The organism is Serratia sp. (in: enterobacteria), from assembly GCF_046715635.1.
Taxonomy (GTDB): domain Bacteria; phylum Pseudomonadota; class Gammaproteobacteria; order Enterobacterales; family Enterobacteriaceae; genus Chania.
This window is the reverse complement of sequence record NZ_JBKJYW010000458.1, coordinates 1-15,298: the sequence shown is the minus strand read 5'-3', so window position 1 is coordinate 15,298 and position 15,298 is coordinate 1. Positions and strand designations below refer to the sequence as shown.

The 15,298-nt window shown below is 54.9% G+C and carries 14 protein-coding genes; 5 read left to right on the top strand and 9 right to left on the bottom strand.

Translation table 11 applies throughout. From position 1 onward, the window contains the following. Both cutC and ACLQ7H_RS23810 read right to left on the bottom strand, forming a co-directional pair. Window positions 1-670 (bottom strand): copper homeostasis protein CutC (gene cutC, locus ACLQ7H_RS23815; protein ID WP_411754802.1); only part of this gene is annotated, 670 nt, incomplete at its 3' end. 218 nt (window positions 671-888) lie between these two features. Further along, the gene (locus ACLQ7H_RS23810; protein ID WP_411754801.1) at window positions 889-1,458 is read right to left on the bottom strand and encodes a VOC family protein; all 570 of its coding nucleotides are present in this window, start codon (window positions 1,456-1,458) and stop codon (window positions 889-891) included. A gap of 857 nt (window positions 1,459-2,315) precedes the next feature. Here ACLQ7H_RS23810 and argS point away from each other — a divergent pair. Continuing rightward, the gene (argS, locus tag ACLQ7H_RS23805; protein WP_411754800.1) at window positions 2,316-4,046 is read left to right on the top strand and encodes an arginine--tRNA ligase; all 1,731 of its coding nucleotides are present in this window, start codon (window positions 2,316-2,318) and stop codon (window positions 4,044-4,046) included. A gap of 69 nt (window positions 4,047-4,115) precedes the next feature. Here argS and murJ read toward each other — a convergent pair whose 3' ends face one another. From murJ to rimJ, 4 genes are all read right to left on the bottom strand, one after another. Further along, window positions 4,116-5,651 carry a murein biosynthesis integral membrane protein MurJ gene (gene murJ, locus ACLQ7H_RS23800; RefSeq protein ID WP_411754799.1) on the bottom strand — a complete coding sequence of 512 codons (1,536 nt, stop codon included), beginning with the start codon at window positions 5,649-5,651 and terminating at the stop codon, window positions 4,116-4,118. A gap of 119 nt (window positions 5,652-5,770) precedes the next feature. Beyond that, window positions 5,771-6,688 (bottom strand): Gfo/Idh/MocA family protein, encoded by a 918-nt coding sequence (locus tag ACLQ7H_RS23795; protein ID WP_411754798.1) that lies wholly within the window; start codon window positions 6,686-6,688, stop codon window positions 5,771-5,773. Then, window positions 6,681-7,325 (bottom strand): YceH family protein, encoded by a 645-nt coding sequence (locus ACLQ7H_RS23790; protein ID WP_411754797.1) that lies wholly within the window; start codon window positions 7,323-7,325, stop codon window positions 6,681-6,683. Before ACLQ7H_RS23790 ends, ACLQ7H_RS23795 begins: the two co-directional genes overlap by 8 nt. A gap of 10 nt (window positions 7,326-7,335) precedes the next feature. After that, window positions 7,336-7,920, bottom strand: coding sequence for a ribosomal protein S5-alanine N-acetyltransferase (gene rimJ / locus ACLQ7H_RS23785; protein ID WP_021181129.1), 585 nt, complete (start codon window positions 7,918-7,920; stop codon window positions 7,336-7,338). A 335-nt stretch (window positions 7,921-8,255) separates the two neighbouring features. Between rimJ and mdtH the strand changes: the two genes are divergently transcribed. From mdtH to ACLQ7H_RS23765, 4 genes are all read left to right on the top strand, one after another. After that, entirely contained in the window at window positions 8,256-9,461 is a 1,206-nt protein-coding gene (mdtH, locus tag ACLQ7H_RS23780) for a multidrug efflux MFS transporter MdtH (RefSeq protein WP_411754796.1), read from the top strand. 154 nt (window positions 9,462-9,615) lie between these two features. After that, window positions 9,616-10,263 (top strand): glutaredoxin 2, encoded by a 648-nt coding sequence (gene grxB / locus ACLQ7H_RS23775; protein WP_411754795.1) that lies wholly within the window; start codon window positions 9,616-9,618, stop codon window positions 10,261-10,263. Between the two features lie 31 nt (window positions 10,264-10,294). After that, window positions 10,295-11,923: an ABC1 kinase family protein gene (locus ACLQ7H_RS23770; RefSeq protein WP_411754794.1), complete on the top strand. Its 1,629-nt coding sequence runs from the start codon at window positions 10,295-10,297 to the stop codon at window positions 11,921-11,923. A gap of 151 nt (window positions 11,924-12,074) precedes the next feature. Continuing rightward, window positions 12,075-12,638: a lipoprotein gene (locus ACLQ7H_RS23765; RefSeq protein WP_411754793.1), complete on the top strand. Its 564-nt coding sequence runs from the start codon at window positions 12,075-12,077 to the stop codon at window positions 12,636-12,638. Between the two features lie 39 nt (window positions 12,639-12,677). Here ACLQ7H_RS23765 and ACLQ7H_RS23760 read toward each other — a convergent pair whose 3' ends face one another. From ACLQ7H_RS23760 to ghrA, 3 genes are all read right to left on the bottom strand, one after another. Then, window positions 12,678-13,256, bottom strand: a complete 579-nt coding sequence (locus ACLQ7H_RS23760) for a molecular chaperone (RefSeq protein ID WP_411754792.1) — start codon at window positions 13,254-13,256, stop codon at window positions 12,678-12,680. A gap of 39 nt (window positions 13,257-13,295) precedes the next feature. Further along, window positions 13,296-14,033 carry a phosphatase gene (locus ACLQ7H_RS23755; protein WP_411754791.1) on the bottom strand — a complete coding sequence of 246 codons (738 nt, stop codon included), beginning with the start codon at window positions 14,031-14,033 and terminating at the stop codon, window positions 13,296-13,298. Between the two features lie 106 nt (window positions 14,034-14,139). After that, a complete protein-coding gene (gene ghrA, locus ACLQ7H_RS23750) occupies window positions 14,140-15,081 on the bottom strand; it encodes a glyoxylate/hydroxypyruvate reductase GhrA (RefSeq protein WP_411754790.1) in 942 nt (313 codons plus the stop codon). Window positions 15,082-15,298: the final 217 nt, after the last annotated feature.

Genomic DNA, 15,298 nt, shown 5'->3' with positions numbered 1-15,298 from the left:
CGTCAAACTCATTATCGGCACACATGGTGACACCCGCCTTACGGTAACGCATGGTGGAAGGCACCGTATGCCCGGCCGAGCTATGCAATTCCTGAATACCGATATCCACAAACTTATGCATATTACTTAAACGGACACCGGCACCGGCCATAATCACCGGCCCCTGGCTGGCGTGCTGCAGTTCACGCAATAGCGGTAAACCCAGCTCGGCATTCTGCTGCTGCCCAGAGGTCAGAATGCGTGCCACGCCGAGCTGCGTCAGTTGCTCCAGCGCCACCATCGGGTTTTGACACATATCGAAAGCACGATGGAAGGTCACCGCCATATCACCGCTTAATTTCATCACCTCACGCATCCGCGCAAGATCGATATGCCCTTCGTCGTCCAACATGCCGATGACCACACCGGCAAAGCCCATCTCGCGGATTTGCGCCACGTCGTTCTTCATAATCTCGACATCGACGGCGCTGTAACAAAAATCGCCCCCGCGTGGGCGTACTATTGGATGAACGGGTATCGTTACCCGCTCCCGAGCCATCCGTAACGAACCAAAACTCGGCGTCAACCCACCCTCACTCTGGCTAGCACACAATTCTATGCGGTCAGCCCCCGCATGCTCTGCTGTTATGGCACAGTCGACGCTATAGCAACAAACTTCCAGCTTCATTATTGTTACCCCCAGATAACGGTCAAAAATGCTACAGCAAACGTTTACCGGTCGCCCTATAAGTCACAGGATGACAACCTGATCGAGGTCTTAACGGCACAAGGTGCTAACTATGGCACTCAATTTTGATTAATGGATCGATCGCAGTCACAGTGGTAGCGTTAAGTCGGATAAATAACGTGAATACATCATTTTCCTCCTAATCCCCCATTCGCGACACGCTACCGCTCGGCCCGTTCGCTGGCCACGATGTCACGAATAGAGTGCGGATGGAATTTGATGGTGACATTGCCATTGGTGATCGCCAAGGTCGGATTAGCCAAGCGTTCGCCCTCACCTTTTGGTGAGCTCTGCTTGAGTTTGATGCCCGGTAGCAGCAAGGCTTCATCCGAAAGATGTTCCAGGGCACGGGCATACAAGGTAGCGGGATCGCCGCTCAGTACCAGCTCAACATGTTCCCATCCTTCGTGCGGGTAGCGTTTCTCGCCAGGGTACGGCAGCTCGATACAATCAATCTGCCAGGGGCCAACCTTCAGTGGCTCATGGAGATCAAACAGGCAAATCGGCCTGCCGTTAATCATCGTTTCCGAAAGCAGCGATCCACATTGCAGTAACCCCTGACGCCAACGGTCAGCGGTACTGTTCTGATGGCAACGCAGCGAAATATGGTCTGCGCTGAATGTTGCCAGCTCAAGATGGAGCCGTTGCGCAAACTGCTCCAGCGCCAGTTCAAAGCGAGGTAAATCCAGCGTCAGGTCGTTAAGTTCGGCGATCGATGACAAAGTAGTCATAAGTTTCTCAGGCTCTCCAGGATCTTTGGCAGGCCAATAATCTACACGTCGAACAGCCCGGAGGCTACGGATCAGAGAATAAAAACCTAACGGATCAACATAATGTTGCCTCTGTAGCGCCGGTGCCTATTTTAGACCGAATTACCCTTCGCAACAGATTACGTAATCAGGAATCTTCTTATGTCACATTCAATTAAACCATCTTGATAACACTTAAAAATAATTAATGCTTTATCATTCTTTTTTCTCAAGGCTAATGTATATAAATCGCTTTAAATCAGATTTATACCTAATCCCATAGCAAATGTAATGCCATGTTTTTACGTATAAAAAACAGAAATAATGCGAACAATCCTAAACATAGCCCTTGCAATTGATTCGATGACGTTAATAAGTTAGGTTAAGACAGCATTTGATTGTGGATAAATAAATATGGCCCTATTAGGTATATCTCTTGTTTTAATCGCTATTGCTGGCTACGCGATTTATCGCCATTTCAGAACCCGCCAGAATAGTATGTTGCGTTCTGGCCGAGGCAATAAAAAGCGTTAGAGTTTCCACTATTCCGCGCCCACCAAACCAATGACAGCGGATGGTTAGATCCACCAACTTAACTTTTTGCCTTCACTTTTTCCTTTCTTTCACCATGCCAGCCCGCGTCAACTACTGACGCGGTGCCGTCAATCGGTTACAATTGCAGGCTGTTTTGTGGTTGAGCGTCGCCCCCGATGTGCGGCGTCGTCCCTGCTGGACTGCAAGTGGTGCCGCCAAGGCGCTTTGCAGGCCAACAGAGTAAAACCACCTTTTGATCCGGAGGGCGTACTGCACGGCCCTCGTTTGTCATTTAAGGTAACCCGGTGAATATTCAGGCTCTTCTATCAGATAAGGTCAGCCAGGCGCTGATTGCCGCAGGTGCGCCTGCCGATTGCGAAGCTCAGGTTCGTCAGTCCGCAAAAGCACAGTTTGGTGATTATCAGGCCAACGGCGTGATGTCCGTTGCCAAAAATCTTGGTATGCCGCCACGACAGCTGGCAGAGAAAGTCGTGCAACTGCTGGAGCTGGGTGACATCAGCAGCAAAGTGGAAATTGCCGGCCCGGGCTTTATCAATATTTTCCTGAACAGCGAATGGGTTGCCCGCCAGGCAGACGCTACCCTGGCTGCCCCTAAATTAGGCATTGCACCCGTTCAGCCGCAAACCATCGTGATCGACTATTCTGCGCCCAACGTGGCAAAAGAAATGCACGTGGGTCACCTGCGCTCCACCATTATTGGCGATGCTGCTGCCCGTACTCAGGAATTCCTGGGCCATAAAGTGGTACGCGCCAACCATGTGGGCGACTGGGGCACCCAGTTCGGCATGCTGATCGCCTACCTGGAGAAAATGCAGAACGAGCACGCCAGCGATATGGGGCTGTCGGATCTGGAGCAATTTTACCGCGAAGCCAAGAAACACTACGACGAGGATGAAGATTTCGCCCTGCGCGCCCGTGGTTACGTAGTGAAACTGCAAGGCGGCGACGAATACTGCCTGAAGATGTGGCGCAAACTGGTGGACATCACCATGGCGCAGAACCAACTGACTTACAACCGCCTGAACGTTACCCTGACCGAAGATGACGTGATGGGCGAAAGCCTGTACAACGCCATGTTGCCGGGCATCGTTGCCGATCTTAAGGCGAAAGGGCTGGCGGTAGAAAGCGAAGGCGCCACCGTGGTGTTCCTGGACGAGTACAAAAATAAAGACGGCGATCCGATGGGGGTCATCATCCAGAAGAAAGATGGCGGCTACCTGTATACCACGACCGACATCGCCTGCGCCAAATACCGCTTCGAGACCCTGGGTGCCGATCGTGTTCTCTATTACATCGACTCGCGCCAGCATCAGCACCTGATGCAAGCCTGGACTATCGTGCGCAAAGCAGGTTACGTGCCAGACTCCGTCTCGCTGGAACACCACATGTTCGGCATGATGCTGGGTAAAGACGGCAAACCGTTCAAGACCCGTTCAGGCGGTACCATCAAACTTTCCGATCTGCTGGATGAAGCCGTTGAACGCGCCAGCAAGCTGATCGCCGAGAAAAACCCGGATATGCCTGCCGACGAAATGCAGAACGTGGCTAACGCGGTCGGCATCGGTGCGGTGAAATATGCCGATCTGTCGAAAAGCCGTACCACTGACTACATCTTCGATTGGGATAACATGCTGACCTTCGAGGGCAACACCGCGCCGTATATGCAGTATGCCTATACCCGCGTCGCCTCGGTGTTCAAGCGCGCTGGCGTGGACGAAAGCAACCTGACGCTGCCGTTAGTGATGACCGAAGAGCGTGAAGTCGCACTGGCAACTCGCCTGCTACAGTTCGAAGAAACCCTCACCGTGGTCGCCCGTGAAGGTACGCCACACGTGATGTGTACCTATCTGTACGACCTGGCGGGGCTGTTCTCAGGCTTCTACGAGCATTGCCAGATCCTCAACGCCGAAAGCGAAGAGGCCCGTCAGAGCCGCCTGAAGTTGGCCCTGCTGACCGCCAAGACGTTGAAAACCGGTCTGGATACGCTCGGGATCGAAACCGTCGAACGCATGTAATCCATTCGATAGCCGTAAAAAAGGTCGCGTTAGCGACCTTTTTGTTATCTGATGATTAGCGGCGTGGTATCAGTCTACCCGCCGAGCGAAGTCTCTAGGACGGAACCCGAGGATCCCCAGCACCGCGAAGTAGGCAACAATCCCCGCGGCTACCACGACCGCCAGACGCAGTAAGCGAGCCAGCATATTACCCTGATCCCATTCCGGCATCAGCCACATCACGCCAAGCAATACCGCAGCCATCACCAACACGGCGACTACCAGCTTGAACAGGAACATCGCCCAGCCTGGTTGCGGCTGGAAAATATCCTGCTTGCGCAGTTGCCAATACAGCAGCGAAGCATTCAGACAGGCTCCCAGACCAATCGACAACGAAAGCCCGGCATGCTTCAGTGGGCCAATAAATATCAGGTTCATCACCTGGGTCATGATCAGCGTAATGATGGCAATTTTGACCGGCGTTTTGATGTCCTGGCGCGAGTAGAAACCCGGTGCCAACACTTTCACCACGATCAGGCCCATCAAGCCAACCGAATAGGCCACCAGCGCACGCTGGGTCATCGCCGCATCAAAGGCGCTGAACTTGCCGTACTGGAACAACGAGACGGTTAGCGGCTTGGCCAGGATGCCCAACGCGATGGCGCTCGGTAAAGCCAGCACAAAGCACAGACGCAGCCCCCAGTCCATCAGACGGTTATATTGGTCATGGTTACCGCTGGAGAAGCTCTTCGCCAAAGACGGCAGCAGGATGGTTCCCAATGCCACGCCCAATACCCCAGACGGGAACTCCATCAGGCGGTCGGCATAATACATCCACGAAACCGAGCCGGAGACCAGGAACGAGGCGAAGATGGTGTTGATGATCAGCGAGATCTGGCTGACCGAAACCCCCAGGATCGCGGGCCCCATCTGACGCATCACGCGCCATACGCCAGCGTCATTCAACTTCAGGCGCGGCAATACCAGCATGCCAATTTTCTTGAGGTGCGGTAATTGATAACCCAGTTGCAGTACGCCCCCCACCACCACCGCCCAGGCCAAAGCCAGCACCGGCGGATTGAAGTACGGCGCGGCAAACAGCGCAAAGCCGATCATGCTGACGTTCAACAGCGTTGGCGCAAAGGCCGGTATGGAGAAACGGTTCCAGGTGTTGAGGATCGCCCCCACCAGCGAGGCCAGTGAAATCAGCAGAATATAAGGGAAGGTGATACGCAACAGCGACGAGGTCAGGGCAAACTTATCCGGCGTATCAGTAAACCCCGGAGCCGTAATGAATATCACCCAGGGCGCGGCCAGCATGCCAAGCACGGTCACCACCGCCAGCACCAGCGTCAGCAGGCCAGAAACGTAGGCAACAAAGGTGCGTGTTGCCTCTTCCCCTTGCTGGCTTTTGTATTCCGCCAAGATCGGCACAAACGCCTGGGAGAAAGCCCCTTCCGCAAAGATGCGCCGTAAAAGGTTTGGCAGCTTGAACGCCACGAAGAACGCATCCGTAGCCATCCCTGCCCCAAAAACGCGTGCCACGATGGCATCACGCGCAAAGCCCAGCACCCGTGAAAACATGGTCATCGAGCTAACGGCTGCCAGTGATTTAAGTAGATTCATGTGGTTTTTCTGATGAGTACGACGGGTAAATATCAACGCCTGCATCGGCAGGCGTCAGTTGAGTGGCGTTAGTCTACGGCTGCACGCCGCTAATAGCTACCGCCATATGTTACATGGGGTTAACTGGCATCGCGCAGCATTTTCTCGATCAATCGCTGGGCGTAAATGGCCTGTTCTCCGGCGGTTTCCGGCACACTCTGGTTGCTGACGGACTGAATAAAATGGTGCACCGCACCGGCAAAACCACGTTGTTCCAGCGTGGTTTGCCAGCCTGGGGCTGGTTTCTCGACCACGCCTTGCGGGTCTTCCCGCAGCCATTGGCGCATATCGTTCAGCTGATAGACCGCGCCGTTGGTGACTGCCTGCACGCTCTCCCGTTGGCTGCCAGCACGCCGGTGCATGCTGGTGGTGACGATGGTGTCACCACAGGCAAAGTGGTGTTCCGCGTAGAGCATCTCGCCCGCTTCGTTAGCGCGCAGTTGGCCACTCTGCAAGCTGGCACTACCACCTCCCAACCATAGCGCGGTATCTACCACGTGCAGGTAGTCATCCAGCAGGGTAAAACGCAGATCCTTTGGCCCTACGCTATCGGCACGGTGTTTGTCCATGCGGATCGAGGCCGGCAGTTGCATTTGCTGTTTCAGCTGGCAATACAGCGGTGCAAAACGGCGGTTGAAGCCCACCATCAGCGCCACGCCCTGCTTTGCAGCCAGTTCGATCAACTGCTCGCCCTGCTCCAGCGTTTCCGCCAGCGGTTTATCGACATAGACGTGTACGCCCTGCGCCAGCAGTTCACCCACCACCTGAAAATGGCTAGAAGTACTGCTGTGCACGAACACCGCATCACACTGCTGTGCCAGGCTATCAAGACGAGAGAAATAAGGTATACGATAGCTATCGCATACCGGCTGGGCCTTTTGCTGATTCGGTGAGAAACCGCCGACAAGTTGCCAGTCCACCGCCTGAGCGAGAATGGGCAGGTAAGCCTTTTGCGCGATACCGCCCAACCCCACTACCCCTATACGCAGTTTACTCATGTTGACCTCGCGCCAGCAGTTGCTGCACCTGTTGCTTCAATTCGGCGACCTCGGCCTCCAAGCGCACCACGCGTTCAACCAGTTCACCAGCATTGGTCTCCTCGGCTTCGGCCGGAGCCGCGTCAATCTGGCCGCTGAACAGGTGCATAAACCGGCTCTCCCGTTTACCTGGCTCACGCGGCAAACGCACCACAAACGGCCCATCTTCACGGGTCGTCAACTGTTGTAACACCTCTTCCACTTCGCTGACGTCGCTGAATTCATGCATCCGGTTGGTGCGGGTACGCAGTTCACCCGGCGTCTGCGCGCCGCGTAATAGCAGGGTCGCAATCACCGCCAGTTCGGCCGGTGACAGTTTCAGTTGGCCGAACTCGGAGTTGCAAAAACGCTGCTCATACTTCACTACCCGATTGCCAAAACCACTTAAGGTGCGCAGGAAGTGCCTTCTTAACAGCAAATCAAGCTGCTGTTGGACTTCGCTTTCCGGCAGGTCCATCACCGGCTCGCGGTTGGTTTTTTGATTACAGGCCAGCGTAATGGCATTCAGGGAAAGAGGATATTGGTCAGGCGTGGTCACCTGCTTTTCCATCATGCAGCCGATCACTCGGGCTTCTTTGGCATTTAATTCATATTTCATTGGTACGGCCTCAGCGTGGTGGTTGCCACTCTTTATTGGTCAATGCGGTGAGTACATGATCCTGCCACTGTCCGTCGATCAGCAGGTAATCCTTGGCATAGCCTTCGCGTTCAAAACCGAGCCGGGTCAGCAACGCACCGCTGCGTTGGTTGTGCGGCATATAGTTGGCCATAATGCGATGCATCCGCTGCTGGCGCTGCATATAACGGATGGCCGTTTGCAACGCCTCGTACATCAACCCCTGCCCTTGCCACTTTTCCCCCAGGGAATACCCCAGGAAACAGGCGTGGAATGAGCCGCGCAGCACATTGCTGAAATTGGCGACGCCGCACACATGAAGTTCCTCCGGATCGAGCAGGATAAAATAGTAGGCACTGCCCTGTTTTTGCATTTCCGTGATCATCCCCAGGCGGGCTTGCCAGCCAGAGGGGTAACAGTGGCTATCATCGCGCACCGGCTCCCAGGGTTTCAGGAACGCCCGGTTTTCGGCATAGTATTCGGCCAGGCGGTAGGCATCGCGTTCGTGAACTAAACGGACAACCAGCCGGTCGGTGGTAAGGCGTATTTTCGGTGATGCAGAGCGATAGCCAAACATCATTTCCCCCGCGGTCAGAACGGTTCGATAAGAAGTATTGATTGGGTCAACGTCTCCAGGGCCAGGCGTTATCTCGCATGACTCATGGCAGACTATCGGCGTAAAACCGCATATTCCCCCGGTAATATAACCGTAGCCCGCCCGGCAGGTAAGCCCCTGAGCGTTCAGTAAATAGCCAGTTAGTCGTTTTGCCCATTTTTAAGTGTAGTTTTGCCACCCAGGTAACGTATTGACGATTAAAAAATATTATCTATCGCCCCCCTATCAGCCGCCGCATATTGGGTAGAGAATAATCTAGGTGGTTTTCCTCTCCTTTTAACTGCTCGTGGTGAAGCATGTCTCTGGTATCGCAAGCTCGGAGCTTGGGTAAGTATTTTTTATTGTTCGATAACCTGTTGGTGGTTTTAGGCTTTTTCGTCGTCTTCCCACTTATTTCTATTCGCTTTGTCGATCAACTTGGCTGGGCGGCCGTGGTCGTGGGGCTGGCACTGGGGTTACGCCAGCTCATTCAGCAGGGATTGGGGATCTTTGGTGGAGCGATTGCTGACCGTTTTGGCGCCAAACCGATGATCGTCACCGGCATGCTGCTGCGTGCGGCGGGCTTTGCCACCATGGCGATGGCCGATCAACCCTGGATACTGTGGTTTTCCTGCGCCCTGTCCGCCATTGGCGGCACCCTGTTCGATCCGCCCCGTACCGCACTGGTGATCAAACTGACCCGCCCGCATGAACGCAGCCGTTTCTATTCGCTGCTGATGATGCAAGACAGCGCTGGTGCCGTGATCGGTGCGTTAATCGGCAGTTGGCTGCTGCAGTACGATTTCCATTTCGTCTGCTGGGTGGGCGCCGGTATTTTCGTGCTGGCCGCAGGTTGGAACGCCTGGCTTTTACCCAATTACCGGATCTCCACCATACGGGCACCGATGAAGGAAGGCATGATGCGCGTGCTGCGCGATCGCCGCTTCCTGACCTATGTATTGACGTTGACCGGCTATTACATGTTATCGGTGCAGGTGATGCTGATGCTGCCAATCGTGGTCAACGAGATCGCCGGTTCACCGTCGGCAGTCAAATGGATGTACGCCATCGAAGCCGCTCTGTCGCTCTCATTGTTATACCCACTGGCCCGTTGGAGCGAAAAGCACTTCCGGCTGGAGCAACGCCTGATGGCCGGCTTATTACTGATGACCCTCAGCCTGCTGCCCGTCGGCTTTGCCACCAGCCTGCAAGCGGTGTTTACCCTGATCTGTTGCTTCTACCTGGGATCGATCATCGCGGAACCGGCACGTGAGACCCTGAGCGCCTCACTGGCCGATTCGCGGGCACGCGGCAGCTATATGGGCTTTAGCCGCCTGGGGTTGGCACTCGGTGGCGCATTGGGTTATACCGGCGGTGGCTGGATGTATGACACCGGTCATGCGATGGGCAGGCCGGAGTTGCCCTGGTTCCTGCTGGGACTGGTAGGCTTTATCACGCTGTTTGCCTTGTACTGGCAATTTAATCCTCGTACCGCCGCCCCCGCAATCCTCCGTGGTGGCTGATTTTTGCACGGGCGCATCTCTTGCGCCCAGTCTCTGGCGACCTAATCGGTCAAAGTTGCTATCCTGATAGTACAAAAATTGGCGCAGAAAGGCTTATGATGGCGCATCATCCCACAACAATGGCCGTTGGCTAAACCTGACAACAGGAGCATGTATGAAACTGTTTATTTACGATCACTGCCCATTCTGCGTAAAGGCCCGCATGATTTTCGGCCTCAAGAATTTGCCGGTGCGTTTGGTGACCCTGCTAAGCGATGACGAAATCACCCCCACCAGCATGATCGGCAAGAAAATGGCGCCAATCCTGCAAAAAGACGACGGTAGCTATCTGCCCGAAAGTATGGATATCGTGCATTACGTCGATAGCCTGGACGGCAAACCGCTACTGACGGGGAAAACCAATCCGGCCATCGCCGCTTGGTTGCAACACACCGCCACCTACGTCAACAAACTGTTGTTACCGCGCTTTGCCAATGCCGATTTCGAAGAGTTCGCCACTGACAACGCACGCCGCTATTTCAGCGACAAAAAACAGGCGGCCAGCGGTGATTTTGCCGTGTTACTGGCCGACAGCGCCGATCTGATCGCCCAACTGGAAGAAGATCTCGCCGCTCTCTCCCCGCTGATCCAGTCCAAGGAGGCAGTCAACGGCACCCTCAGTGAGGATGATATTCATCTGTTCCCGGTATTACGCTCGCTGTCAATCGTGGCTGGTGTCGCCCTGCCGGACAATGTGGAGGCTTACCGCAACCGCATGGCGCAGCGCGTTGATATTCCGTTACTGTTCGATATGGAGCAATGATCCGCAACGGCGATAAGGGAGTAGCGCGCAGATGCTAAAAATGGTTTTTGTCACCGCTCGTGACCGTGCCAGGCTGCAAGAGATCTCATCGGTACTGATCCGCTACGGTTTGCAGGACGTCATCAGACTGCTCGGGTTAGGTAAGTTGCTTGGTGGCTTGAGCAGCGGCGGTGTGGAGGTCGATAATCAGACATTACCAGAACGCCTGCGCGCGGCACTGGAAGCCCTGGGGCCAACCTTCGTTAAATTCGGCCAGATCCTGGCCACCCGCACCGATCTGCTGGAACAGCGCTGGACCGACGAGCTGGAGCGCCTGCATAGCCAGGCGACCACCCTACCTTGGGAAAAGCTTGCCGAGCAGATCACCGCCGATCTGGGCGGTGACCCTCAGCAGGTATTTGCCCAGTTCGATCCGCTCCCGCTAGCCGCCGCCTCCATGGCGCAAATCTACCGCGCCCGCCTGCACAGTGGCGAGTCAGTGGTGGTGAAAGTGTTACGCCCAGGGTTAGCTAAAACCATTCATGCCGATCTGCGTCTGTTGGCCTATCTGGCCGAAACCGTGGAGCAACAAAGCCCAGCGTTGGCGCGTTATCGCCCGCACCAAATGGTGCAAACGCTGGCCACCGCACTCAACCACGAGCTGGATCTGACGCATGAAGGTAATAATTGCGATCGGGTTGCAGAACACTTCGCCAAACAGCCCGAAGTGGTGATCCCGAAAATTTATTGGCAGCATTCGTCAAAACGCCTGCTGGTACAACAATATCTGCCCGGTATCGCCCCAGAAAATCCTCAGCAATTAGCCGCCGCCGGGTTCGACGGCCCATTGCTGGCAAAGCGTGGTGCGCAGGCCTTTATGACCATGGTGCTGGAACATCGGCTTTATCACGCCGATCCTCATCCCGGTAACGTGATGGCCTTGGGCGACAACCACGTGGGATTTATCGATTTTGGCATGGTTGGCCAACTGTCGGAACGGCGGCGTAACCAGCTTCTGCTGTTGCTGCAGGCCATTGCGGAGCGCCAAAGCGACGGTATTGTCAATACGCTGATCGCCTGGTCAGACAGCCAGGAGCTGGATCTGACCGATCTGGAACAGGCAGCGCAAAACTTTCTTGATAAGCAGGCTTCGACCACCCTGACGCTAGGCAAAGCACTCACCGACCTGCTGGTAATGGCCCGCGAACACCAGTTGCCGTTGCCCCCCGATCTGGTGCTGTTATTCAAGGCGCTAATAACAGCAGATGGCGTTTTGCACCGTTTGGATCCCGCCTTCGATATCGTTGTCACCCTGAAACCAATGCTGCACCAGGTGATGCTTCAGCGTTTCACGCCCGAAGCGCTACGCCGCCGTGCATTGTTGCTAGGTGGTGAGGCGCTGGATGCCGGAGAGGAACTGCCGCAGGCCATTCGTTTGCTGATGCGCCGTTTAAAGCAGGGCAAGATCGATGCCGAAATCAACGTTAAAAATCTCAGCCAGCTTAGCCAGGCTCTGGAGCGCGCGGCGGTCACATTGGCCATTGCGATCGTCACGGCGGCCTTCGCACTGGGGTTGATGCGCTCCACCAGCGAGCTATGGGGCATTCCTCTGTTCCCCGCGCTCGGTGGGCTAACCTGCCTGGGAGGCGTGGTGTTGTTGATATGGCGCCTGCGGCGATAGGTAATTTCAGCCTTATCCGATTCGGTAAAAAACCCTTTGCATCGCGTCATCTGTTATCCTGCGGGCTGAAATTTTTCTTTGCTGGCAGTCACCTTCGGCTTACAACAGCCGAAGTTTGCCGCATTTCCGTTGTCCGTTTTACGAGGTTTGAATGAAGAAGATCCTGATGGGCGTAGCCGCCCTGGTCGTTGCCGGTACGCTTATCGGCTGTAACCAGCTTACCCAATACAGCGTCAGCGAGCAGGAAGTGAATAATTACCTGCAAAAACACAACGACTACCAAAAGCAGATCGGCGTACCGGGGTTGGTTGATGCCAATATCGTGTTAACCCAGTTGCAGAGCCAGATTGGTCGCACTGAGCCTAATAAGGTCACGCTTTCCGGCAATGCCAAGGTCAACATCACCTCGATCCTCGGCCCACAGGCTGCCGATTTGCAACTGACGTTGAAAGCGCAACCGGTCTACGATCGCGAGAAGGGTGCGATCTTCCTCAAAGACATGGAGTTGGTCGATTACCAGGTGCAGCCGGAGAAGATGGATACGGTGATGAAGGCTCTGTCGCCTTACCTGAATCAGTCGTTGAAATCGTATTTCGATCAGAAGCCGGTGTATGTTCTCAATGCGGATAAGAGCAAAACGGAAGCGATGGCACTCAAATTGGCTAAAGGGTTGGAAGTAAAGCCCGGCCAGTTGGTGATCCCATTCACCGACTAATCGTTCTAAGGGGCGCAGTGCTTGCTGCGCCCTCTATATTTACTCTTCTTCGTCCTGCCCTTCTTTACCTTGCTCATACTCTGCTAGCTCATCGCACATGGCGGCGATGGCATGGCGAGCGATCTCTGCCAGAGTACGGTAAAAACCGCTGGTGGCGTGTGCTTCAACCTTACCCAGAAAACGGCCACACCAAGGCAATAAGAACTCGTTAAACAGCGTGATTTGCGCCTGGACTTCATCTTCCTGCGACTGATCTTCCAGCCAGGAGGCGGCCAGCAGCAGCGAACCGAAATGATCGGCTGGCGCTTCACCTAATGGCATCCCACGCTGCTGGAGGAATACCCGCACGTCTGCTTCGCTGGCACCTTCAACGTAGGACGAACGCAGTGGTGACACACTGCATTCGCTACCCACAAACAGAGCGTTAAAATCGGCGGCTAACTGCGGATCGGTACAATGCTGTTGCAAACGAGTCAGCAGTTCGTCCTGCTCGAGTGGCCAGTGCTGTTGCAGTTTGCCCTCTTTGATCAAGGTAAACAGCGGCTCCAACAACGGATCCTGTGGCTGGCGGTAAAACAGCGTGCCTAACACCCGGCAGACAACGGAAAACTCATTCATGATAACACCCTATAAAACAGAAAATTTGCCGTGACGATGTCACAGATCGGCTAATTCCGCAATTGCCGGTCTGCCACGCTGCTCAAGAAAGTTCAGGATCCGGCGCGGTGACACGTTTAACACACGGTCCTGCGGGAAATTCACTTCCTCAAGGATACGCTCGCAGTGTTCAAATCCACCGAGAGCAAAAGCCACGTGCGAGTCTGAGCCTAATGCCAGCCAGCCGCCTGCATCACGCACTGCGGCAGCTATCGCACGGCAATTTGATTCACTGCCCTTACGGGAATGAATGAACGACGAGTTATTCAGTTCCAGCGCTACCTGATATTTGGCTGCCGCTGCGGCTATCGCCGGGATATCGACCGGATATTTGGGATTGCCCGGATGGCTGATGATATGGACATCGCCCTGCGCCATGGCGGCAATCATCGCCTCGGTGTTGGCGGCCCGATCCTGCGGAGCAAACACTGGCTCATGGAACCCGGCAATAATCAGATCGATTTCGTTAAGCATTGGCCCAGTGCAGTCGATATCACCGGCCAGGTTTTTGATATTGGCTTCAATGCCGCGCAGAATGCCAACGCCATCCACCAGGCGTGGCCACACACGCATGTTCATAAAGTGCCAGTAGTGTGGTGCATCGGCCATATCCGGACCGTGGTCGGTGATGGCAAACAGTTTGATGCCTTTGTGTTTCGCTTCGGCGATATAGTCGTGCAGGGTGCTATAGGCATGGGTACTGGCTACGGTATGCATATGTAAATCAACGGGGTACATTCTTTCTCCTTCTTAGGCGCTCGCCAGGGTCAGCGGATGGCGGGCCGATCCTTGTTCATGATAGCAGTTAACGCCGCTAGCGACAGGTTAACGGATTGGGAAAGCATCAATAGCCACGCTGCATATCAACCAGGCCAGCAGGCTGTTCACCCGCCTCAAGCCGTAGGAGATTGGCGCTAATCTGATCCATGGCCTGTTCCGGCAGGGTAACAGCAGCAATATGCGGGGTAATCGTGACACGAGGATGACGCCAGAAGGCATGAGAGGACGGCAAAGGTTCGTTGACGAAGACGTCAAGCATGGCGGCCGCCAGTTGCCCTTGTTCCAACATTGCCAGCAGATCGTCTTCCACCAGATGGGCACCGCGCGCAATGTTGATCAGGTAAGCGCCCGGCACCAAACGGCTAAACAGCTGGCGGTTGAGGATACCCGCCGTTTCAGGCGTATTGGGCAACAGGTTGATGAGCAACCGCGTGCCATCAAGAAACGCCGCTAGCTGAGGCTGCCCGGCAAAACTCTGTACGTGCTCAATCTGCTTGGGGCTGCGGCTCCAGCAACGGACGTTAAAACCGAACGCCACCAGCTTTTGCGCCACGCTTTTCCCCAACACCCCTGCGCCCAAAATGCCGATGGTGAAATCGCTCTGCTGATGAGGCTCAAGGGGCGACCAGTTTTGCTGCTGTTGCTGCAGCTGATACTCATCAAAACGGCGAAAATAGCGCAACACGCCAGCCAGCGCGTATTCATCCATCTGTTGCGCCATGCCGGTATCCTCTAGCCGGATTAGCGGCACTCCTGCCGGTAGGCTACCGGGATACTGGCGTTCCTGCTCAAGGATGGCGTCTACCCCTGCCCCCAGGGCAAAGATCCCTTTCAAATCGCGGCGATTGGCCAGCATCTCATAAGGTGGCCGCCATGCCAGCGCATAGTCCGCCGGGCGATCGTCCCCCGGCTGCCATGCCCGGATATTCGCCTGTGGTAAGCGCTGCGCCATTCCTGCCAGCCAATCTTGTGCATCAAAAAACGGGTGATAGAAAATGATATTCACTGCCGGTTCCCTTATTCGGTGGATTTTTAGCTATCCTTTCGCGCTTTGCCACACTATGCAAGGATAAACTGACATGGAGAAGGCGGGATGATCGTGCGACAAATCAGCAGATTGCTGGAAGTTTGGCTAAACGCACGCGGTTATGGCACAAGGCTATTGACGCTGGGATCAGATTCTCCTACATTAGCGCCCGTCGACAGCGTAAAACGTTGCCGAT